Annotated in this window: 26 protein-coding genes; 12 read left to right on the top strand and 14 right to left on the bottom strand. The window is 67.7% G+C overall.

All coding sequences use genetic code 11. The features are described from left to right. Window positions 1-3 precede the first annotated feature (3 nt). The 7 genes from FB475_RS19990 to pstB all read left to right on the top strand — a co-directional run bounded on the left by FB475_RS19990 (window position 4) and on the right by pstB (window position 7,259). Window positions 4-882 (top strand): NUDIX hydrolase, encoded by an 879-nt coding sequence (locus FB475_RS19990; RefSeq protein WP_141858104.1) that lies wholly within the window; start codon window positions 4-6, stop codon window positions 880-882. A gap of 132 nt (window positions 883-1,014) precedes the next feature. Then, on the top strand, window positions 1,015-1,488 hold the full coding sequence (locus tag FB475_RS19985; protein WP_141858103.1) for a bifunctional nuclease family protein: 474 nt from the start codon (window positions 1,015-1,017) through the stop codon (window positions 1,486-1,488). An 87-nt stretch (window positions 1,489-1,575) separates the two neighbouring features. Beyond that, on the top strand, window positions 1,576-2,838 hold the full coding sequence (locus FB475_RS19980) for a hypothetical protein (protein WP_141858102.1): 1,263 nt from the start codon (window positions 1,576-1,578) through the stop codon (window positions 2,836-2,838). A gap of 218 nt (window positions 2,839-3,056) precedes the next feature. Next, the gene (gene pstS / locus FB475_RS19975) at window positions 3,057-4,175 is read left to right on the top strand and encodes a phosphate ABC transporter substrate-binding protein PstS (protein WP_141858101.1); all 1,119 of its coding nucleotides are present in this window, start codon (window positions 3,057-3,059) and stop codon (window positions 4,173-4,175) included. Between the two features lie 131 nt (window positions 4,176-4,306). After that, window positions 4,307-5,545 (top strand): phosphate ABC transporter permease subunit PstC, encoded by a 1,239-nt coding sequence (pstC, locus tag FB475_RS19970; RefSeq protein WP_420359226.1) that lies wholly within the window; start codon window positions 4,307-4,309, stop codon window positions 5,543-5,545. Next, window positions 5,542-6,462 carry a phosphate ABC transporter permease PstA gene (gene pstA / locus FB475_RS19965; RefSeq protein WP_141858100.1) on the top strand — a complete coding sequence of 307 codons (921 nt, stop codon included), beginning with the start codon at window positions 5,542-5,544 and terminating at the stop codon, window positions 6,460-6,462. The genes pstC and pstA overlap by 4 nt, the downstream gene beginning before the upstream one ends. Before the next feature lie 20 nt (window positions 6,463-6,482). Next, the gene (gene pstB, locus FB475_RS19960; protein ID WP_141858099.1) at window positions 6,483-7,259 is read left to right on the top strand and encodes a phosphate ABC transporter ATP-binding protein PstB; all 777 of its coding nucleotides are present in this window, start codon (window positions 6,483-6,485) and stop codon (window positions 7,257-7,259) included. 56 nt (window positions 7,260-7,315) lie between these two features. Here pstB and FB475_RS37230 read toward each other — a convergent pair whose 3' ends face one another. Next, window positions 7,316-7,810, bottom strand: coding sequence for a hypothetical protein (locus tag FB475_RS37230; RefSeq protein ID WP_202878447.1), 495 nt, complete (start codon window positions 7,808-7,810; stop codon window positions 7,316-7,318). 105 nt (window positions 7,811-7,915) lie between these two features. Here FB475_RS37230 and FB475_RS36860 point away from each other — a divergent pair, with 105 nt between their 5' ends. Further along, the gene (locus FB475_RS36860) at window positions 7,916-8,440 is read left to right on the top strand and encodes a DUF4190 domain-containing protein (protein WP_185759366.1); all 525 of its coding nucleotides are present in this window, start codon (window positions 7,916-7,918) and stop codon (window positions 8,438-8,440) included. A gap of 42 nt (window positions 8,441-8,482) precedes the next feature. Here FB475_RS36860 and FB475_RS19945 read toward each other — a convergent pair whose 3' ends face one another. Beyond that, window positions 8,483-8,923 carry a DUF2752 domain-containing protein gene (locus FB475_RS19945; protein WP_141858098.1) on the bottom strand — a complete coding sequence of 147 codons (441 nt, stop codon included), beginning with the start codon at window positions 8,921-8,923 and terminating at the stop codon, window positions 8,483-8,485. Window positions 8,924-9,028: 105 nt separating this feature from the next. Here FB475_RS19945 and FB475_RS19940 point away from each other — a divergent pair, with 105 nt between their 5' ends. Further along, a complete protein-coding gene (locus FB475_RS19940) occupies window positions 9,029-9,703 on the top strand; it encodes an RDD family protein (RefSeq protein ID WP_141858097.1) in 675 nt (224 codons plus the stop codon). A gap of 4 nt (window positions 9,704-9,707) precedes the next feature. On the opposite strand, the gene FB475_RS19935 is transcribed toward FB475_RS19940, so the two are convergent. From FB475_RS19935 to thiC, 3 genes are all read right to left on the bottom strand, one after another. After that, entirely contained in the window at window positions 9,708-10,262 is a 555-nt protein-coding gene (locus FB475_RS19935; protein ID WP_141858096.1) for a hypothetical protein, read from the bottom strand. Further along, a complete protein-coding gene (locus FB475_RS19930) occupies window positions 10,259-10,858 on the bottom strand; it encodes a transposase (protein ID WP_141859574.1) in 600 nt (199 codons plus the stop codon). Before FB475_RS19930 ends, FB475_RS19935 begins: the two co-directional genes overlap by 4 nt. Before the next feature lie 100 nt (window positions 10,859-10,958). Further along, window positions 10,959-12,560, bottom strand: coding sequence for a phosphomethylpyrimidine synthase ThiC (gene thiC, locus FB475_RS19925; RefSeq protein WP_141858095.1), 1,602 nt, complete (start codon window positions 12,558-12,560; stop codon window positions 10,959-10,961). 150 nt (window positions 12,561-12,710) lie between these two features. Here thiC and FB475_RS19920 point away from each other — a divergent pair, with 150 nt between their 5' ends. Both FB475_RS19920 and FB475_RS19915 read left to right on the top strand, forming a co-directional pair. Further along, a complete protein-coding gene (locus FB475_RS19920; protein ID WP_141858094.1) occupies window positions 12,711-13,463 on the top strand; it encodes a lysophospholipid acyltransferase family protein in 753 nt (250 codons plus the stop codon). A gap of 116 nt (window positions 13,464-13,579) precedes the next feature. Further along, window positions 13,580-14,104 (top strand): hypothetical protein, encoded by a 525-nt coding sequence (locus tag FB475_RS19915; protein ID WP_141858093.1) that lies wholly within the window; start codon window positions 13,580-13,582, stop codon window positions 14,102-14,104. A gap of 7 nt (window positions 14,105-14,111) precedes the next feature. Here FB475_RS19915 and FB475_RS19910 read toward each other — a convergent pair whose 3' ends face one another. From FB475_RS19910 to FB475_RS19870, 9 genes are all read right to left on the bottom strand, one after another. Beyond that, window positions 14,112-14,345, bottom strand: coding sequence for a hypothetical protein (locus tag FB475_RS19910; protein WP_141858092.1), 234 nt, complete (start codon window positions 14,343-14,345; stop codon window positions 14,112-14,114). A gap of 13 nt (window positions 14,346-14,358) precedes the next feature. Beyond that, the gene (locus FB475_RS19905) at window positions 14,359-15,495 is read right to left on the bottom strand and encodes an inorganic phosphate transporter (RefSeq protein ID WP_141858091.1); all 1,137 of its coding nucleotides are present in this window, start codon (window positions 15,493-15,495) and stop codon (window positions 14,359-14,361) included. A gap of 87 nt (window positions 15,496-15,582) precedes the next feature. Then, the gene (locus FB475_RS19900) at window positions 15,583-16,581 is read right to left on the bottom strand and encodes an inorganic phosphate transporter (protein WP_141858090.1); all 999 of its coding nucleotides are present in this window, start codon (window positions 16,579-16,581) and stop codon (window positions 15,583-15,585) included. Window positions 16,582-16,583: 2 nt separating this feature from the next. Continuing rightward, entirely contained in the window at window positions 16,584-17,216 is a 633-nt protein-coding gene (locus tag FB475_RS19895) for a DUF47 domain-containing protein (protein ID WP_141858089.1), read from the bottom strand. 139 nt (window positions 17,217-17,355) lie between these two features. Beyond that, entirely contained in the window at window positions 17,356-17,664 is a 309-nt protein-coding gene (locus FB475_RS19890; RefSeq protein WP_141858088.1) for a DUF202 domain-containing protein, read from the bottom strand. Window positions 17,665-17,672: 8 nt separating this feature from the next. Next, window positions 17,673-18,008 (bottom strand): YidH family protein, encoded by a 336-nt coding sequence (locus FB475_RS19885; protein WP_141858087.1) that lies wholly within the window; start codon window positions 18,006-18,008, stop codon window positions 17,673-17,675. Then, window positions 18,005-19,036 carry a glycoside hydrolase family 3 N-terminal domain-containing protein gene (locus FB475_RS19880; protein ID WP_141858086.1) on the bottom strand — a complete coding sequence of 344 codons (1,032 nt, stop codon included), beginning with the start codon at window positions 19,034-19,036 and terminating at the stop codon, window positions 18,005-18,007. The genes FB475_RS19885 and FB475_RS19880 overlap by 4 nt, the downstream gene beginning before the upstream one ends. 208 nt (window positions 19,037-19,244) lie before the next feature. After that, window positions 19,245-19,658, bottom strand: a complete 414-nt coding sequence (locus FB475_RS36855; RefSeq protein WP_238332298.1) for a MarR family winged helix-turn-helix transcriptional regulator — start codon at window positions 19,656-19,658, stop codon at window positions 19,245-19,247. Next, window positions 19,546-20,595 (bottom strand): DMT family transporter, encoded by a 1,050-nt coding sequence (locus FB475_RS19870; protein WP_141858084.1) that lies wholly within the window; start codon window positions 20,593-20,595, stop codon window positions 19,546-19,548. The genes FB475_RS36855 and FB475_RS19870 overlap by 113 nt, the downstream gene beginning before the upstream one ends. A 39-nt stretch (window positions 20,596-20,634) precedes the next feature. Between FB475_RS19870 and FB475_RS19865 the strand changes: the two genes are divergently transcribed. Further along, window positions 20,635-21,168, top strand: a 534-nt coding sequence (locus tag FB475_RS19865) for a TetR/AcrR family transcriptional regulator (protein WP_141858083.1), incomplete at its 3' end; no start/stop codon positions are given.

Below are 21,168 nucleotides of genomic sequence, written 5' to 3'. Positions count from 1 at the left end.
GGTATGAGCAACCCGGCGACGGTCATCGCCGCGGGTGGTGTCGTCTGGCGAGAACGCGGCGGCACCCGGCAGGTGCTGCTCGTGCACCGTCCCCGGTACGACGACTGGTCGCTGCCCAAGGGCAAGCTGACCGCGCACGAGCACGTCCTGATCGGTGCGCGGCGCGAGATCGAGGAGGAGACCGGCCACCGGGTCGTCTTCGGTCCCCCGGTCGGCGTGCAGCGGTACGCGATCCGCAAGAACGGCGGTACCGCGCAGAAGCTCGTCCACTACTGGTCCGCCGTACCGGTCGGCCCCAGTGCGTTCGAACCGAACGACGAGGTCGACGAGATCGGCTGGTTCTCGGTGGACAAGGCCCGTGCCAAGCTGAGTTACCCCCGTGACGTGGACGTCCTGGACGCACTTGACCGCGTGGTGCCTGTCGTCTCCACCGTGATCGTCGTACGCCACGCAGACGCCGTGAAGCGCAAGGACTGGGACGGGAAGGACACGCTCCGCCCGTTGAGCAGTGCGGGTGTCGAGGTCGCGGAGCGGCTCACCGGCGTGCTGGCGGCGCTAGGCGTCAACAGGATCATCAGCAGCGACGCGGAGCGCTGTGTCGCGACAGTCGCGCCGTACGCCGCCTCGCTCGACCGCCGCATCCACCTGTGGCCGGAGATCTCCGAGCGGGGGTACGACGCCGACCCTAACGGTCTGCGCGGTCTGGGCGAGCGAGCTTGGCGCCCAGGCAAGGTGACAGCCATCTGCTCGCACCGTCCGGTGCTGCCCGCGCTGTCGCGGGAGTTGGGCCTCAAGGTGGGCAAATTCGCCACCGGCTCGTTACTGGTCGCGCACCGGCTTGCGGACGGCACGGTGGTCAGGGAGCGGTTCGGGGCACCTTAGCGACACGGCTCGGTGACGATCGAGGTACGGACGACGGGGCGGCCGGGAGACACTGGAGGTGACGGGTATGTTCCTACCCGAGGAACCGGCGCCCCACCGGGTGCCGGTCTGAGGAGAGGTTCGGGGCGCACCATGACGATGATGCGAGAACTGACACTGATCGGGATCCGGATGGAATCGCCCAACCGGGCCCCGGTGATGATGCTGCGCGAGACCGAGGGCTACCGCTACCTGCCGATCTCGATCGGTTCGGTCGAGGCGACCGCGATCGCCTACGAGGAGCAGGGCCTGCGGCCGTCGCGGCCGCTCACCCACGACCTGATGCGGGACCTGATCCTGGCCTTCGACGTGCACATCGAGGCCGTCGAGATCGTCGAACTGCGCGACGCGGTGTTCTTCGCCGAACTCGTGCTCGCCAACGGCGCCCGGGTGTCAGCCAGACCGAGCGACTCCGTCGCCCTCGCGGTCCGCCTCGGTACGCCGATCCGCTGCACCGAAGAGGTACTCCGCGAAGCCGGCGTCGCCACCCCCGAAGAAGAACAGGCCGAACTCGAACGCTTCCGCCAGTTCCTCGACGGCGTCGCCCCCGAGGACTTCTCGAGCTGACATCCAGGCCCACCCTGCGCTACCTTTCGAACGCGCACTGTCGGCAGGGGTGACCGCCGGGCGCTCGTCACCTGGGGGGACATCCACATGCGCAGAACCGTCGCGACCGCAGCAGCCGTCGCACTCTTCACGGCCACTCAGACCACCCCAGCCCTCGCGGCCCCGCCGGCACCCACCGACGTACAGGTCAACTGGGCCGATGCGAATCTGCACCTGGTCCGCACCAGCTGGAGCGGTGGGGGTGCTGACAGCAAGGCCCGGATCGAGTACCAGGACGGCTCGGCGCCCACGGAGTGGTTCCCGACGACGGGTAACCAGTTCGCCCGCAACTGGGCCGTGCGGTACGGGAAGGTCGCTCGGGTCGCGGTGGTGACGACCGATGCGGCGGGTGCAAGCGCTCCGGCGTACTCGCCGTGGTTCGACACCAATCTCGCGGGGGCGCCGAAGATCACGGCAGCTGTACCTCAGGCCAACGGGTCCGTGCAGCTCATCTGGCTCAACACGGCGGCACCCGCCGACACGACACCGGGCGACCCGCTCGACCTCCCGCCCAGCCAGGTAGGAAAGGTCAGACTGCAGTTCTGGTCGTGGCCCAACGGCGCGGTCGAGTTGGTCCCGTACGCGCTGGATACGACGACCGCCGTCGTGCCACCCCGACCCCACCCCCAGAACATCTGGGTGCTCGCCACCAACGAGTGGGCCTCGGCCGGGTCGGAGGACATTCACTACGACGACATGAAGCTGTTCGTCACCAAGGCACCGGCGTACGGCGTGTTCGGAAAACCGATGGCGATCCGGGGCATGGCCGGTGCGAACGACGGCGACGAGACGGACCTGTACACCGGATCGAACATTCAGGTGACCATGCAGACGAGGGCCACCGCGTCCAAGCCGTGGGCGTATGCCGGACGCTACGAGTCGAGCGTGCACGGCTTCCTCATCGAGCCCGTCGCAGTCGGTGGCCGCGAGTACCGCTTCTACGTGCCGGCGTGGAGGTACGACGAGGTCGTCACCGGGCAGGTGATCTCCGCCTCGACATACATCCCGACGCTGGCTGACTTTGCGGTGGCCGGGTTCAACGTGAGGACTGCGCAGGTCGGGCAGATGGTGAAGTTGACCGTGGACGTGCGGCCCGGTGGGACCGTGAAGGGTGCGTTGCAGCGGTGGGACGGGAAGTACTGGCGGACTGTGTTGCCGGTGCCGGTGACGAAGGGCAAGGCCGTTATGTACGTACGGGCCGCCGGGCGTGGCACCACGACGACGTACCGTGTGGCCGTCCCGGGGATGACGTACTACGGGCTGCCGATCCAGACCACCGGCAGTCGATCGTTCACATTGGCGGTGCGCTGAGCGTTACCGGAGCGTGAGCCAACGGGCGTTTGCGTCGACGGAGAGTGACGGGTCTTAACTCAGTTCACCTATTGGCTGCCTGGCGGCACGCCAAGCGTCGTACACGCTACCGAAACCGTTCACCGCTCGTTCACCGGTGACGGACCGCCGCGTCACCTGGTCTCCCTACCGTCTGTGGAAGTTCAGAAGTCTGATTCCCGCAGAAGGGCAACACTCTCGTGTCCGTCAATCGCCTGTTCCGCGTCGGCTCCGTCGCCGTGGCTTCCCTCGGCGTCCTCGCGCTCAGCGCGTGCGGCAGCGACCCGCAGCCGTCCGGCTCCTCGAGCCCCGACTCCTCGTCGTCGTCGTCCGCCGGTGCCGACTGCCCGAAGGGCACCCTGAACGCAGAGGGTTCGTCGGCGCAGAAGAACGCCATCGAAGAGGTCATCAGCAAGTACAACGACAAGTGCGCCGACGTCACGGTGAACTACAACCCGACCGGTTCCGGCGCGGGTATCAAGCAGTTCAACGCGAACCAGGTGGACTTCGCCGGCTCCGACTCGGCCCTCAAGCCGGACGAGATGACCGCGGCCACGAAGCGCTGCGCGGGCAACCCGGCGATCGACCTGCCGATGGTGATCGGCCCGATCGCGATCTCCTACAACGTCGACGGCGTCTCAAAGCTGACCCTCGACGGCCCGACCGCCGCGAAGATCTTCCAGGGCACGATCAAGACCTGGAACGACCCGGCGATCGCCAAGCTGAACTCCGGCGTCACGCTGCCGTCGGCCCCGATCTCGGTGTTCTTCCGCTCCGACGAGTCCGGCACCACCGAGAACTTCACCAAGTACCTGGCCGCCGCCGGCGGTGGCGCCTGGACCGGTAAGCCGGCCAAGAAGTGGACCGGTACCGGCTCCGGCAAGGAGAAGTCGGCCGGTGTCGCCGAGGCCGTGAAGAGCACCAAGAACTCGATCTCGTACGTCGAGTGGTCGTACGCCGTCGACAACAAGCTCGGCGTCGCGCTGATCGACAACGGCTCCGGCACCCCGATCGAGCTGTCCGCCGAGTCCGCCGGCAAGGCGCTGAACGCGGCCGCTCCGGCCGATGCCTCCGGCAAGGACCTGGCGCTCAAGCTGGACTACGCGACCAAGGCCCCGGGTGCGTACCCGATCATCCTGGTCACCTACGAGATCGCCTGCACCAAGGGCCTTCCGGCCGAGAAGACCGCGCTGGTGAAGAGCTTCCTGAGCTACTTCGTCAGCAAGGACGGCCAGTCCTCGCTGACCGACCTGAACTACGCGCCGCTCCCGGCCGAGATCCAGACCAAGGTCGACGCTGCCATCCAGGCGATCAGCTGATCGCGAAGCAGTACTGATGCGAGCCCCGGCCGGTCCGAGTCATCGGAGGCGGCCGGGGCTCGCAGCAATGACAGGCTCGGGACAGACCAGACGTCAAACATCATGAAAATCAGGCGCTTGGAGCACCATCGATGAGTAGTCCAGACGGCACGGCACCGCCAGACCGGCCGGACGGCACGGCCACGAACCACGCAGATCCCGCCATCGAGGATCTGGTTCACGAGAACATCGGCCCGACGCCGAAGTTCGGTGACCTGGCCGAGCAACACGCCGAGCACGAAGCGGCCCAGCGATCCACCGAGGTGATGACCGAGACCGGCGTCGAAGCCGCGGACAGTACGCCCGCCGCGCCGGAAACCCGGGCGGACGCCGACCGCGAGCTCGCCCTCGGCCCGGTCGGTCACCTCGGCGACCGGTTGTTCGGCGGCCTGGCCCGGGGCTCCGGCGGCTTGGTGGTTCTGATCGTCGCGTTCGTCGGCATCTTCCTGCTGGCGCTGGCGATCCCGGCGCTGGCCGACGACAAGAGCAGCTTCCTGTTCTCCCGGGTCTGGAACCCGGGAGGCGACAACCCGCAGTTCGGTATCGCGGCGCTCTTCTACACCACGGTGATCAGCTCGATCATCGCGATGCTGATCGCGGTCCCGATCGCGATCGGCGTCGCGTTGTTCGTGACGTACTACGCCCCGAAGCGGCTGGCCTCGCCGGTCGCGCACGCGGTCGACCTGCTGGCCGCCGTACCGTCGATCATCTACGGCCTGTGGGGCATCCTGTTCTTCGCCCCGATCCTGCGGCCGGTCATCAACGGCCTCGCGGACGCACTCGGCTGGATCCCGGTGTTCGAGAAGCCGCCGGGCGACGACGTCGGCGTGGTCTTCACCGCGTCGGTCGTGCTGGCGATCATGATCCTGCCGGTGGTCACCGCGATCAGCCGGGAGATCTTCGCGCAGACGCCGATCGCCCACCGCGAGGGCGCGCTGGCACTCGGCGCGACCAAGTGGGAGATGATCCGCACCGCGGTGCTGCCGTACGGGCGTTCCGGTGTGGTCAGCGCCTCGATGCTCGGCCTCGGCCGCGCGCTCGGTGAGACCGTCGCGGTACTGATCATCCTGTCGGTGCCGAACGGCAACGATCCCTGGAACCCGTCGATCTTCGCCGGCGGCGAGACGTTCGCGTCGAAGATCGCCAACAACGCCGCCGAGTTCGACTCGCCGGAGAAGACCGGCGCGTACATCGCGGCCGGCCTGGTCCTGTTCGTGGTCACGTTCCTGGTCAACTCCGCGGCCCGGATCATCGTCGACCGTAGCGCCCCCGGAGCCAAGCGCCCCCGCCGCAACCGCCGCGCCAGCGCAGCCGAAGGAGCATCGGCATGACCGCCATCGCAGAGAACAAACCCGCCTACGACGGGCAGGTCCTGGACCTGTCCGGCAAGTCCGGCGCCCGCGCCTTCAAGAACACGTTGGCCACGGTGCTGATCGTCCTGGCCTTCGTGATCGCGATGATCCCGCTGCTGTGGATTCTGATCACCGTGATCGGCAAGGGTTATCACCTGCTGCTGAACGCGGACTGGTGGAGCCAGTCGCAGCGCGGTATCACCGTCCGCCGGGCCGGCGGTGGTGCGTACCACGCGATCATGGGCACGCTGATCATGTCACTGATCACCGCCGTGATCGCGGTGCCGATCGCCGTCCTCGGGGCGATCTACCTGGTCGAGTACGGCAAGGGCACGCGGGCTGCCAAGATCGTGAGCTTCATGATCGACATCCTCACCGGTGTCCCGTCGATCGTCGCCGCGCTGTTCGTCTACGCGGTGTGGATCACGGTGTTCGGCTTCAACCGCGTCGGTTTCGCGGTGTCGCTGTCGCTGGTGCTGTTGATGCTCCCGGTCGTACTGCGGTCCACCGAGGAGATGCTCAAGCTCGTACCGGACGAGCTGCGCGAGGCGTCGTACGCGCTCGGCGTACCGAAGTGGAAGACGATCCTGAAGGTCGTCGTACCGACGGCGTTCGGCGGCATCGTCACCGGCGTGATGCTCGGTCTGGCCCGGGTGATGGGTGAGACCGCGCCGCTGCTGATCCTGGTCGGCTACTCGAAGAACATCAACCTGAACCCGTTCAGCGGATTCATGGGCGCACTGCCGACGATGATCAACCAGGACCGCACCGAGCTCGCGCTGCCGAACGCGGCGGACCGGGTCTGGGCCGCGGCGCTCACGCTGATCCTGCTGGTCCTTGTCCTCAACGTGCTGGCCCGGCTCGTCGCTCGGTTCAGCGCCGTCAAGTCGAAATAGCGAGAGGTTCCTTTTCCGTTATGGCTAAGCGCATCGAGGTCAGCGGCCTCAACGTCTACTACGGCGACTTCAAGGCCGTCGAGGACGTGTCCATGACGATCGAGCCCCGCTCGGTCACCGCGTTCATCGGCCCGTCCGGCTGCGGCAAGTCCACCTTCCTGCGGACCCTGAACCGGATGCACGAGGTGATCCCGGGCGCCCGCGTGGAGGGCAAGGTGACGCTGGACCAGCAGGACCTGTACGGCAACGGCGTCGACCCGGTCGCGGTCCGCCGCGTCGTCGGCATGGTGTTCCAGCGGCCGAACCCGTTCCCGACCATGTCGATCTTCGACAACGTCGCGTCCGGGCTGCGGCTGAACGGCGTCAAGGACAAGAAGAAGCTCACCGAGGTGGTCGAGCAGTCCCTCAAGGGCGCCAACCTGTGGAACGAGGTCAAGGACCGGCTGGACAAGCCCGGCGCGGGTCTGTCCGGTGGTCAGCAGCAGCGGCTCTGCATCGCCCGGGCGATCGCGGTCGAGCCCGAGGTGATCCTGATGGACGAGCCCTGCTCGGCCCTCGACCCGATCTCCACGCTGGCGATCGAGGACCTGATCGAGAAGCTGAAGGACAAGTTCACGGTCGTCATCGTGACCCACAACATGCAGCAGGCCGCCCGGGTTTCCGACCAGACCGCGTTCTTCAACCTCGCGGCCACCGGCAAGCCGGGCCGGTTGATCGAGATGGCTCCGACCAAGCAGATCTTCTCCAACCCGGCCGAGAAGGCCACCGAGGACTACATCACCGGCCGCTTCGGCTGAGCTGCCCAACAAACAGAACGGCCGCCGCGGCGGCCGTTCTGTGTTTCGGAAGCCCTTTAAACGCAGAGCGTCCGGGCATAGTTGACTCGGGCAAGCACATCGGCGACCTGGTCCGGTGAGCTGACCCCGACGTGAGTGTTGTGCGTGCGGTTGCCGTACTGCACTGTGACCTGGACGAAGCCGGTGGTCTTGCGTTCCTTGACCAGCAGGAACAGCAGGCCGAGCAGGCAGGCCAGGGCGAAGATGATGGCCAGCACGATCGCCCAGGCCGGGATCTTCTCCTCGGTCCGGGACATGTCCATCGCCGACCAGTTCGCACCGTGGGTCGGCATCACGCCGGCCGGGGTGACGATCCGCTGCTGCTCCACGGCGATGTCGCCGATCGTCACCAGCACCGGACCCGTCGGCAGGTTCTGTGGCGGCATCGGCTGGCCGTACTGCGGTTGCTGCCCGAAGGGCGGCGGCTGCACCGCGGGTGAGGGCAGGTTGTGGATGGGATCGGCGCCCGGGTTGTTCTGGCCCGGTGCGGGCGATTGCGGTGTCTCGGTCACGGCAGAGACCCTACGGGTTTCCCGGGCCGGAGTGGGAGCATGACGACGAACCTGTGGAAAAGATAGGCTGCGCTGATTCCACGACGTTCTCAGAAGGGAACCGCGGTGAGCACACCGACGCCACCTCCCGGCGACGACCAGAACAACCCGAACGGTCCGCAGGACTACCCGGGTCAGCAGCCAGGGCAGTACGGCCAGCCCGGACAGTACGGCCAGCAGCCCGGCCAGCCCGGCTACGGCCAGCAGCCCGGCGGCTACGGCCAGCCCGGCCAGGACCAGCCCGGCTACGGCCAGCAGCAGCCCGGCGGATACGGCCAGCCTGGTGGATACGGGCAGCCTGGCGGGTACGGGCAACAGCCCGGCGGCTATGCCGCATACCCCGGCGGCGGTAACGCCGGCTACGGAGCCGCAGCGCCGCAGAGCAACACCCCGAAGGTCCTGTCGATCATCGGCATCGTCTGCATCTTCTGCTGCTCCCCGGCCGCGATCGTCCTCGGTCTGATCGCCCAGAGCAAGTACCGCGAGCAGGGCCAGCCGGACACGCTCGCGAAGATCGCCTGGATCGGCGGCATCGTCGCCCTGGTCCTGGGGATCATCGGCTACGCGTCCGGCATCACCCGGCCGAACTAGTAACCCCTGTCCGGCCGGGCGGCTACTGTCGCCCGGCCGGGGTCAGAACAGGTTGCGCGCGACGCCGTACACGATGAACAGTGCGACGATCGCGTTGGTCAGGCGGTCCACCGTGCGCCGGCTCAGCTGCAGCCGCGGCAGCCTGACCAGCCGAAGCGATTCGAGTGCCCAGGCGAGCACCTGGTAGCCGAGGGCAACGGCCGCCAGTGGACCGAGCACGAACACCACGGGGTTGAAGTGCCACGCCCCGCCGAAGTCACCGCGGAGCATGGCCGCGGCCATCCGCGTCGACCCGCAGAGCGGGCAGTTCAGACCGGTGGTCGCGTGCAGGATGCACGGCAGGCCGATCCGCCCGCCGGACAGCTGATAGGCGCCGGCCAGCGCGAAGCCGCCGATGCCGACCGCGGTCAGGCCCCACACCCGGCGGTCCAGCGGCTGCACCGGGCCGGTAGGGCGGAGTACGACGCTCTGCGAGACGCTCACCGGACAACGGTAACCCGCCGCTCGTGGGATCCGTGAGCGACTCTGGTACGTCGGACCACTAGCCTGCAAGCACTCCTCAATCGCACTTCGCCAGAAGGGATCGTCGTGAGCACTCCGACGCCACCACCGGGCTACGGCCCTCAGGACCCGCGGCAGCCGGGTCAGTACGGCCAGCAGCCCGGCTACGGGCAGCAGCCGGGTTATGGCCAGCAGCCTGGGTATGGACAGCAGCCCGGCTATGGCTACGGGCAGCAGCCCGGGTACGGGCAGGCTCCTGGACAGCCCGGACAGTACGGGTACCCGCAGCAGCCGGGGTACGGGTACGGCGGTGGCCCGCAGGCTCCGTTGGCGGACTGGCTTCAGCGGGTCGGGGCGTCGTTGATCGACGGCCTGGTCAGCGGCGTGCCGTTCGGGATCGGGTACGGCGTGTTCATCGCCGACGTCGCGACCAACCGGAACGGCTACGACACCGGGCCGTCCGGCTTCGCGATCATCCTGCTGATCGTCGGGGTTCTCGCCAGCATCGGCCTGTGGCTGTGGAACCGGGTCTTCCGGCAGGGGTCCACCGGGCAGAGCGTCGGCAAGAGCGTGCTGCACATCAGGCTGGTCGACACCCAGACCGGGCAGACGATCGGAGCCGGCCGGGCGTTCCTGCGGGAGATCCTCAGAGGTGTCTTCGACAGCGCCTGCTTCCTGAACTCGCTCTGGCCGTTGTGGGACCAGCAGAAGCAGACCTGGCACGACAAGGTCTGCAACACCTACGTGGTGCGCACCATCTGACGCCCTAGTGCGAGCGCAGCAGCCCTGCGCACGTGACCGCCCACAGGACGCTGGTGAACGTGCCGATGATGAAGCGTTCGGCGACGGCCTGTGGGGTGACGGAGGCGGGCTGGTCAGGACTGCGGAGTTCCGGGTACCTGGCCAGCCCCTTGATCGCCAGCACGATCGCGATGCCTTCCGGCCAGCCCGCCACCAGTGCGGCGTAGATGGCCATCCGCTCGAGCGCACCGATCAGTGCGCCGCCACGGAGTACTTCACCGGCCTTCTGCGTCGACTGGGCACGGGTGTTCCCTCTGTCGGCCAGGGCCAGCACAGAGGTCGTCAGTGGACCGCCACCGGTCACTGCGAGGCCTCCTGCGAGCAGGAGCAGCACATTCCACCAGCGCTCGGCCCAGCCGTGCACCCCGTGCCCAGCGAGTAGCAGGACGCCGACAGCCGCCAGGCAGGCGAGCATGAGGCCACTGATGACGATCTCGAGGGTGGATCCGGACTTCGGGACCCAGGCCAGTACTGCGAGGACGAGGGCGGCTGCGGTGAGCGACAGGACCAGCGCCGTCACGCAGCGACCCCGTGGTCGAGGAGATCGGCCGCCAGCACCCGTCCGCGTTGTTCCTCGGCGAAGCCGGCCGCTTGGGCCCGCTGCGTCACTGCCGACTGGCTGATGCCGAGTTTCACACCGATCTCCCGCCTGGTCAGTCCTTCGCCCAACAGATCCGCCACCGCCCAGCCGCGTTCGCTGCGGCGGCGCAGTACGGAAGCCATCAGCCACAGCACGGTCTCCACCTGCTCGGCGCGCCGCGGGTCGGCCCCCACCACGTTGACGTGGTGAGGGCTCGACTTGGCTCGGGTGACCGCTTCCCGGGCGAACACGAACGCGTCACCGCTGCCGGCGCGCGTACTGCGCGGCAGGGGTTCGGTGACGTCGCCGACGCCGAGTCCGACGTACCAACTGTCGGTCCGGAGCAGGTCGACGATCACGTCGACGGTCGCCCGCGCCTCGGACAGCACGCCCTGTACCTCGTCGCCGGCGGTCCGCTCGAACCTCCGCAACAGCCCACTGCGCCGCGGCCGCCGGTTCAGGGAGTTCAGCAACTCGGGTACGAGATCACTCGTGCTTCGGCTGCCCCGCTGATCTAGCGTGAGAACGAAGACCATCACCAGCACCTCCTTCCGACGGGGTAAGGCTACAGCCTTATTAACGCAGAGTGAAGGGCAAAACCTGAACCGATTCAGCCGACTACTCCCCGTATCCGGTTCATTCGGCGACCGGCAGGTACAGTTTCTGGTCGGTCGACTTGAAGGATTCGGACATTTCGGCGAAGCCCGCTTCGATCGCTTCGGTGGAGGTCAGGCCGCGTTCCTCGGCGTACGCGCGGATGTCGGCGGTGATGCGCATCGAGCAGAACTTCGGGCCGCACATCGAGCAGAAGTGCGCGGTCTTGGCCGGCTCGGCGGGCAATGTCTCGTCGTGGAACGAGCGCGCCGTATCGGGATCCAGGGAGAGATTGAACTGATCCTGCCAGCGGAACTCGAACCTTGCCTTGGACAACGTGTCGTCCCAGGCCTGGGCACCGGGATGCCCCTTGGCCAGATCGGCCGCGTGCGCAGCGATCTTGTACGTGATCACCCCGGTCTTCACGTCGTCGCGGTCCGGCAGGCCGAGGTGTTCCTTGGGCGTGACATAGCACAGCATCGCCGTACCCAGCCAGCCGATCTGCGCTGCCCCGATCGCCGACGTGATGTGGTCGTACGCCGGTGCCACATCAGTTGCCAACGGCCCCAATGTGTAGAACGGCGCCTCGCCGCAGAGCTCCTCCTCGAGCCGGACGTTCTCTGCGATCTTGTGCATCGGCACGTGTCCCGGCCCCTCGATCATCACCTGTACGTCGTGCTCCCAGGCGATCCGGGTCAGCTCCCCCAACGTCCGCAGCTCGGCGAACTGCGCCTCGTCGTTCGCGTCCGCGATACACCCGGGCCGCAGGCCGTCGCCCAGCGAGAACGTCACGTCGTACTCGCGCAAGATCTCGCACAGTTCCTCGAAATGCGTGTACAGGAAGGATTCCTGGTGATGCGCGAGGCACCACGCGGCCATGATCGACCCGCCGCGCGACACGATCCCGGTGATCCGCCGCGCGGTCAGCGGTACGTACCGCAGCAGTACGCCGGCGTGCACGGTCATGTAGTCCACACCCTGCTCGCACTGCTCGATCACGGTGTCGCGGTACACCTCCCACGACAGCGCCGCCGGATCGCCCTTCACCTTCTCCAGCGCCTGGTACAGCGGGACCGTACCGATCGGCACCGGTGAGTTCCGCAGGATCCACTCGCGGGTCTCGTGGATGTTCTTGCCGGTCGACAGGTCCATCACGGTGTCCGCGCCCCACCTCGTCGCCCAGACGAGTTTCTCGACCTCTTCCTCGATCGAGCTGCTGACCGCTGAGTTGCCGATGTTCGCGTTCACCTTCACCAGGAACTTCTTCCCGATGATCATCGGTTCGCTTTCCGGGTGACACCGGTTCGCCGGGATCACCGCCCGGCCGCGCGCCACCTCGGCGCGGACGAACTCCGGATCGAGCCCTTCCCGGATCGCGACGTACCGCATCTCCTCGGTGATCGTCCCGGCCCGCGCGTGCCCGAGCTGGGTCAGTCGTGGGCGTCCGGCGATCCACTCCCGCCGCAGTGCCGGCAGACCGGCCTGTACGTCGATCCGCGCGGACGCGTCGGTGTACGGACCCGAGGTGTCGTAGAGGTCGAAGTACTCACCGTTGGTGAGGTTGACCCGGCGCGCCGGTACGCCGAGCTCGCCACGATAGATCTTCTCCGACCCCGAGATCGGGCCGGTGCTGACATTGACCATTCTTGCTGCTCCCTACGCCGGAATTACCCGGACAGGTTCTGCGGTCGGCGGCGCCGGCCGGGTCAGATTTCCCGGTCCAGCCGCCCTCTCAGCCCACTACGGTGCGAGCTCCCGCGGTCTCTAGTTGTCAGCGCCCACCATAATCGGGACATGAGAGACCTTGTGTATCCACCCGTCATCGCCTTCGCGAAGACTGCCTTCACGGTGCTGGACCTGAAGATCCGCCGCACCGGGACAGAGCACGTCCCGCGCACGGGCGGCGCACTGGTCGCGATCAACCACATCAGCTACGTGGACTTCATCCTCGGCGGGTTCGGCGCGCTGCCGGCCAAGCGGCTGGTCCGTTTCATGGCCAAGGAAGTGCTGTTCCGGAACAAGTACTCCGGTCCGCTGATGCGCGGCATGCACCACATCCCGGTGGACCGCGAGGCGGGCGCGGCGTCGTACCGGACCGCCGTCGAGTACCTGCGCGCCGGTGAGCTGGTCGGGGTGTTCCCGGAGGCGACGATCAGCCGGTCGTTCGAGCTGAAGGAGTTCAAGTCCGGCACGGTCCGGATGGCGGCCGAGGCCGGCGTACCGATCCTGCCGATGATCCTGTGGGGCACCCAGCGAATGTTCACCAAGGACCACCCGCGGGACTTCACCCGGCATCGCCCGATCTCGATCAGCATCGGCGCGCCGATCACCGTGACGGCCGACGACGACCCGGCGGAGGCGACCGCCCGGCTGCGGTCGACGATGGCCGGGATGCTGGACGAGAGCATCCGCGCCTACCCGGAGCAGCCGCCCGGTGCCTGGTGGTTGCCGGCCGCGTACGGCGGCAGCGCCCCGACGCCGGCCGAGGCGGAACGGCTGGACCGCGAGGAACTCGCCGAGCGGGCCGAACGGCGGAGGAGACCTTGACCCTGAGGGCCGATCAAGGGTACGAAAGCCTTCGTTGACGAAGCAGGAACCTGGGGGGTCCCTGTGCAGCGGGCGACCGGGGTGGCTCGCGTACCAGAGCAGGCGGGGGCGGGTCCTTGTTCGATACACCGGAAGAGCTGCATCTCTTCGAGCCCGGTGCGCTGACACCGGCGCCGCACGTGGCCGAGCACATTCCGGATGCCGGCGCGTACTTCGTCGACTGGGCGATCCGGGGTCTGAGCGCGGATCGGGCCCGCGAGGTGGAGTCCGCGGTGAACGGCCGGCGCAACCAGAACGGCTGGTTCCCGCTGGAGACGTTGGACAGCATCGGCCGTAAGGGCTTCTGGCGGGGGCCGCTGACCTACCTGGCCCGGATGACGGCCGACGACACCCGGCTACTCCAGGAATGGGCCACGGACGGTCTGGACAGCGACCAGAAGGCCCGGATCGAGGCGACCGTCGATCATCTGCTGCACCAGCAGGGGCACGCCGTAGCGGCCACCTGGGCCGTCGCCGTACGCCCCCGCACGTTCCTGGACGCAGAGGTTCTCGGCGACCGCCTCCTGGCCGCCTGGGAGTACAACCTCGGCTCCATCCGTACCAAGGATGTCGCCAAGGCCGTACGCCGCTGGAACCGCTGACCGATTCCTAGTGGAACTGCGGGATGATCAGGTACAGCCCGTAGAGCACGGCGGCCAGGCAGCCCGCGAAGCACAGCGCGGCGACGCCCGTGTCCACGGCGGACGGCTGCCGCTTCTCGTCGATCGCCACGGCGCGCCGTGACATCGCGGTCACTCCGAACGCGAAAAGCACCGCCAGGCCGACGCCGAAGATCAGGCTGACCAGTGCGACCTCACCGAGGGCACTCCAGTTGATGTGCATCGCCGTACTCCTCTCAGACCGCCGCGGGCGCTGCCGCCGCGGGTGCGGCGCTCGGGTACTCGTTGACGTTGTCCGACGTCACCGGGCGGCGCCGGGACGCGGCGTAGATAGCGCCACCGGCCGCGACCGCGAGTACGGCGATGATCGCGACGCCGGTGTTGCCGGAGTCGGCGACCTCACCGGCCAGCGCACCGACGATGGCGGCGGCCGGCAGCGTGAGCAGCCAGGCGACGGCCATCCGGCCGGCGACGGTCCAGCGCACCTCGGCCAGCCGCTTGCCCAGCCCGGCGCCGAGGATGCTGCCGGAGCAGACCTGCGTGGTGGACAGCGGGAACCCGAGGTGCGACGAGATCAGCAGCACCGAGGTCGAGCTGGTCTCCGCGGAGAAGCCCTGCGGCGACTCGATCTCGGCCAGGCCCTTGCCCATCGTCCGGATGATCCGCCAGCCGCCGAGGTACGTGCCCAGCGCGATCGCCGTACCGGCCGCCAGGATCACCCAGAGCGGCGGCCGCGCGCCGGAGTGCAGGCTGCCGGAGGTGATCAGTACCAGCGTGATGACACCCATCGTCTTCTGCGCGTCACCGGTACCGTGCGCGAGCGAGACCAGCGACGCGGACGCGATCTGGCCGACCCGGAACCCGTCCTCGACCGTCTTCTCCCGGGACCGCGCGGTGATCTTGTACGCCAGGAAGGTGCCGAGCAGCGCGACCGCACCGGCCACGAGCGGGGCCGCGACGGCCGGGACGATGATCTTCTGCACGACGGTGGCGAAATGGACCGCGCTGCTCCCGGACGCGATCCAGGTGGCGCCGATCAGGCCGCCGAAGAGCGCGTGCGACGAGGAGCTCGGGAGACCGAAGTACCAGGTCAGCAGGTTCCAGAGGATCGCGCCGACCAGGCCGCCGAAGATCACCGGCACGGTCACCTTGGCGTCGTCGACGATGCCGCTGGAGATCGTCTTGGCCACCTCCGTCGAGACGAACGCGCCGACCAGGTTCAGCACCGCGGAGACGGCGACCGCGACCTTCGGCCGCAGTGCGCCGGTGGCGATCGACGTCGCCATCGCATTTGCCGTGTCGTGGAACCCGTTGGTGAAGTCGAACACCAACGCGGTGACGATCACCACGACGACGAGGAACGACAGGTCCATCGCGATCACTTCCCTAGGCGGACGATCAGCAGGCTCGATCGACCGTAGGCTCGGTGAGTGAATTCTGAATGAACCGAATCTGTGAGTTCACTCCAGGATCAGATGGACCAGACCGTAGACGCCGGCCGCGACGATGCCGGCCGCCGGGATGGTCAGGACCCAGGCGGTCACGATGCCCTTCGCGACACCCCAGCGGACCGCGGACAACCGCTTGGTCGCGCCGGCGCCCATCACCGCCGAGGTGATCGTGTGGGTGGTCGAGACCGGGGCGTGCAGGCCGATCGCCATCACGTAGAGCACGACCGCGGACACGGCCTCGGAGGCGAAACCGCGGGCCGGGTCGAGGTGGATGATCCGGCGGCCCAGGGTACGCATGATCCGCCAGCCGCCCGAGTACGTGCCGAGCGAGATCGCGGTCGCGGCGGAGATCTTCACCCAGAGCGGGATGCCGTCGCCCTTCTGGACATGTCCGGTGGTGAGCAGCGCGAGGAAGATGACACCCATCGTCTTCTGCGCGTCCTGCAGGCCGTGGCCGAGCGCCATCGCGGCCGCGGACAGCGACTGCGCCATCCGGAAGCCGCGGGTGGTCTTGCCCGGGTTCCGGCGCCGGAACAGCCACAGGATCGCGAGCATCAGCAGGAACGCGCCTAGGAAGCCGACGGCCGGTGACAGCACCATCGGGATCACAACCTTGTCGACGATCCCGGACCACAGAACCACACTGCTGGAGGCCAGACCGGCACCCACCAGACCGCCGATCAGCGCGTGCGAGGACGAGCTCGGCAGACCGAAGTACCAGGTGATCAGGTTCCAGGTGATGGCGCCGATCAGCGCCGCGATCACGACCACCAGGCCGTGTTGCCCGGCCGGCGTGGCGATGATGCCCTTGCCGATCGTCTCGGCGACCTCGGTACCGGCCAGCGCGCCGAGGAAGTTGCACGCGGCAGCCATCAGCAGCGCCACCCGCGGTGTCAGCGCCCGGGTGGACACCGACGTCGCGATCGCGTTGGCGGCGTCGTGGAAGCCGTTGGTGTAGTCGAACGCGAGCGCGATGACGACGACGGCGATGACGAGCGTGAGCTCCACGCTCAGCTCTCCTTGACGGCGATCTGCTCGACCGTGTTGGCGACGTGCTCGAAGGCGTCGATCGCCGCCTCCAGCAGGTCGACCACGGTCTTCAGCTTCATCACCGTCAGCGCCTCGTACTCGCCACTGAACAGCTTGGCGATCACTCGCCGGTGGACCGCGTCACCGGTGTTCTCCAGCCGGTTGATCTCGATCCAGTACTCCGCCAGGTCCTTCATCGTGCGCAGCCGCGGCATCGTCTCCGCGGTCAGCTGGGCGGCCCGCTGGAGCACCTCGATCTGCTCGGCGACCTCCTCCGGCAGCTTGTCGAGGTTGAAGAGGTGGATGGTGTCGACCGCCTCCTCCATGAAGTCCATGACGTCGTCGAGGTCGGAGGCCAGCCGGTAGATGTCCTCGCGGTCGAACGGCGTCACGAAGGTCGAGTTGACCCTGCGGATGATCGAGTGCGTGGTCTCGTCGGCCGCGTGTTCGGCGTCCTTCATCTGGGCGGCGATCGAGTGGCTCGAGGCCAGCCCGGTTCCCGCCGTACTGCCGAGCAACTCCGCGAGGATCCGCGCACCGTCGACGAGGTGGTTGGCGGATTCGGTGAAAAGGTCGTAGAACGTCGGGTCGTTCGGACGCAGACGTAACGGCACTTCAAGCTCCGGGTGAACGAGGGACAAACCGTGAACATGCTAGGGGGAACGGACCGCTGACGCGGCATCCGCCTGGTCAACGTATCGCGTCGTTATGAACTCGGCTCCCTCCTTGGGCACACTTGGTGACCGATCGGTTTCATCGGGTGATCACGGCGTACAGGTCGAAAAGGCCGACAACCAGCACGAGACCGGCTGCGACCCGCAGTACGTGCTGGTGGCCGAGGGCATGTACCGCGCCACCTTTCGTCCGGCGGTAGACGGCGCTGACCGCGGTCCAGCAGCCCAATGACAGCACGAGAACGACGATTCCGAGCCCGGTCCGGACTTGTGACGAACCGTGACCCGAGGCGAGCAAGAGGGCGCCGTTGGCAATCAAACCCAGAGCGGTACGGCGCCACGCCAGCAGTGTGCGCTCCGGCTGACGCCCTGGATCGGGTGTGCTCATCGCCACAGTTATCGCCAGAGGGAGAACAGCAAGCCGATCAGGCCCACGGTCGCGATCGTTGCTCCGAGCATCAGCGGGAGCCGGCTCGCGGGCAGAGCGCCGCCGCGGCGGATCGCGGACAGGTTGAGCTGCCAGCGGCGGAACGCGCCGGCCGTGGTGATGATCCCGGTCAGGACCAGCACAATGCCGATGATCCGGGCCGGCCAGCGGTCCGGACCGAGGTCGAGGAACTGCACGGCGGACAGGCCGCCTGCGTAGCAGGCGAGCGAGGTTCGCAGGTACGCCAGGTAGGTGCGCTCGTTCGCGAGGGTGAACCGGTAGTCCGGCTCCTCTTCCTCGCTCATCCGCAGCTCACGAGGCCGTAGTCCTGTTTGAGGCTCAGCACACGCCGCACGCTACTCGTCAGCTTCGCCGCGAACGACTTGTCCTGCTCCGCTTTGGCGACCAATGCGCTCACCATGGTCGCGGTCAGCCCGGACTCGGCGTTGATGACGATGTCGCCGCCGGCCGCGACGAAGCGGGTCGCCCGCTCGCCGACCGGTACCGACTTCACCTCTGCCGCCGAGCCGACGTCGTCGGTGATCACCACGCCACCCCAACCGAGGTCGCCACGGACCATGCCCTGGATGACGGTCGGTGAGAACACGGCCCGATTGTTCGGGTCGATCTTCGTGTACGTCGCGGTCGAGATCATCACCATCGACGTGCCGGCGGCGATCCCGTCCGCGAACGGCTGCAGATCCGCGTCGCCACGTACCGTCACGTTGTCGGCCACACCGGACGCGAAGTCCGTGTTGCCGCGCACGCGGCCGAGCCCCGGGAAGTGCTTGACCGAGGTGGCGATCCCGGCGTTCCGCATGCCTTGTACGAACGCTTTGACGCCTTGCCCGGCCTGCTCGGGTGTGTCGCCGTACTCACGGTCCAGCTGGCCGATCGGGGCGTTCTGCGACTTGAGCGAGGCTGGTACGACGTCTGCGACCGGCGCGAGGTCGACGTTGACGCCGGCCTGCTTCAGCTGGCTGCCCCACTGCTCGGCCTGCGTCGTGAGCTTCGAACTCGACCACGTGCCCTGCACTGTCGCGGCGGGGATGCGGTCGAACCCGGATCCTTTGAGCCGCTGGATCTTGCCGCCTTCTTGGTCCGCTGCGATGAACGGGCGGACGCCCTGGACAGTGGCAGCGTCGTTGACTGCTGCCGTCGCGGTCCGCGTCGCGGCCAGGCTGCCGCCGTTGCCGACCAGGAACACGCCGCCGGACTTCTGCTGGCGTACGACGGTCCGCTGGGCCTTCGTCATACCGGAGCCGTTGATGCCCGTCATGATCAGCTGGCCGGCCTGCTCGCGGAGGGTGAGCGCCTTGAGCTTCTGGTCCACGCAGCTGGGAGCTGTCGTTGGCGTGGGTGTCAGTGTCGGTGTCGGGGTTTCTGATTCGGTCGGACTTGGCTCTTCAGGCGTTGCGGTTGTCGACTCCACTGTCGATGAAGGGATGGTGCTGGGCCCTGCTGTGGTCCGGGATCCGTTGCCACCGCAGCCGGTGACGGCGAGGGCAGTCAGCGCGAGCAGCGCGACCGGGCGCCTCATCTCAGTTCCGCTCCCACGCGGCCCGGTCGACGGTGTCCCCGGAGTGCCGCGCCAGCGTCGCGCAGACGTCGTACAGCTGCTCGACCTGTTCGGGGGTGAGTGCGTCGAAGATCGACTTGCGCACCTCCTCGACGTGGCCGGGCGCGGTGTCGATCAGCTTCTGCCGGCCGGACTCGGTCAGGATCGCAACCTGGCCGCGGCGGTCGGACTCGATGCCTTCGCGTTTCACCCAGCCGTTCTGCTCGAGCCGGTTCACCGCGTGCGAGAGCCGGCTGCGGGAGCCTTGGGTCGCGACGGCGAGTTCACTCATCCGCAGCCGGTTGCCCGGCGCCTCGGACAGCCGGACGAGAATCTCGTAGTACGTGTGCGGGATGCCCGCGTCGCGTTGCAACTGCTGCTCGATCCGGCTGCTCACTACGCGCTGAGCCGCGATGTATGCGCGCCAGGCCTGGGCCTCTGTCTGGTTCAGCCACCGGGGTTCCGCCATCCCCGCAGCGTACTTGTTCACCGATCCGGATTCGCAGCACGGCGACCGCACAAATCAGCATGCCGACGACGGCGAGCATTCCGATGGTCTCGTGGAACAGCAGGAACGCGAAGACCATGGTGGTCGGCGGAACGAGGTACAGCAGTGAACTGATGCGCGTCGCGCCGGAGAGTCTGAGGTTGACGAGGTACAGGCCCCAGCCGCCACCGGTCGCCAGTAGTACCAGCCAGATGACTGCGCCGTAGAAGGCCGGCTGGTTGGGCACGGTCAGCCTGTGGGTCGACGCGGCCAGTGCCATGAAGAGGACAGCCGACGTGATGCTCTGTACGGCCAATGCGTCGAGAGAGCTTGTGCTTGGCCTTCTGCGGCGTTCAAGGACAGTCCCGGCCACTAGGCCGAGCAGGCCGCCGAAAGGAAGCAGGAACAGCAGCGGTGCGGCCGTGTTGAGGTCGTCGGCCACGACGAGGCCGACGCCGACAAGTCCGAGGAACAGGCCGAGCCACTGGCCACGGCTGACCCGCTCGCCCAGCAGTGGACCCGCGACGGTCGCGATCAGGATCGGCTGAAGCGAACCGATCAGCGCGGTGACGCCGGCGGTGATGCCGTGGTCGATCCCCGTGAAGATCAGGCCGAGATAGACGAACTGGGTCAGGAACGCCATCAGTACCTGGGTCACCAGGTCGCGCCGGGAGATCCGTGGCCGCCGTACCGCCAGCACCACGACCGCGATCGCGCCCGCGGCGAGGAACCGCCAGGCGAGCAGGTCGAAGGCCGTCGCGTACTCCGTGCCCCACCGCGCGCCGATGAATCCGCAACTCCAGAACACGACGAAGCCGGCGCCGGCGGCCAAGCTGAGTGCCTTCATGACCACGACGGTAACCACACCGGTCGGTATACTGTCAGTATGCCGGCCCAACAGATGAGACTGCTCGTGGACCGCCCGGTGCCGGAGGCGCCGCGGCTGACCCCGGCGGGCGAACGGATCCTGGCCGCCGCGTCGAGCCTGTTCTACGAGCAGGGCATCCGCACCGTCGGCGTCGACGCGATCGCCGCGGCGGCGGACGTCACCAAGAAGACGTTGTACGACCGCTTTGGCTCGAAGGATCAGCTGATCGCCGCGTACCTCGAGGACCGCGACCGCGCCTGGCACCGCTTCCTCGACGAACAACTGGCCGAACGCGCTCCCGCGACCCCCGAGGCGGTGATCCTGGCTCTCTTCGAAGCACTCACGGACTGGCTGGCCGGCTCCCGCAACGGCTGCGGTTTCATCAACGCCAGCGTCGAACTGGCCGCACCCGACCACCCCGCAATGCCAGTGATCGTCGGCCAAAAACAGTGGACCCGCTCCGAATTCAAAGCCCAGGCCCAAGCCGCCGGCTTCACCAACCCCTCCGAACTGGCCGACCGCCTCCTCCTACTCCACGAAGGCGCCCTGATC

This window comes from Kribbella jejuensis, from assembly GCF_006715085.1.
GTDB classification, from domain to species: domain Bacteria; phylum Actinomycetota; class Actinomycetes; order Propionibacteriales; family Kribbellaceae; genus Kribbella; species Kribbella jejuensis.
This window is presented reverse-complemented; position numbering and strand designations above follow the sequence as displayed.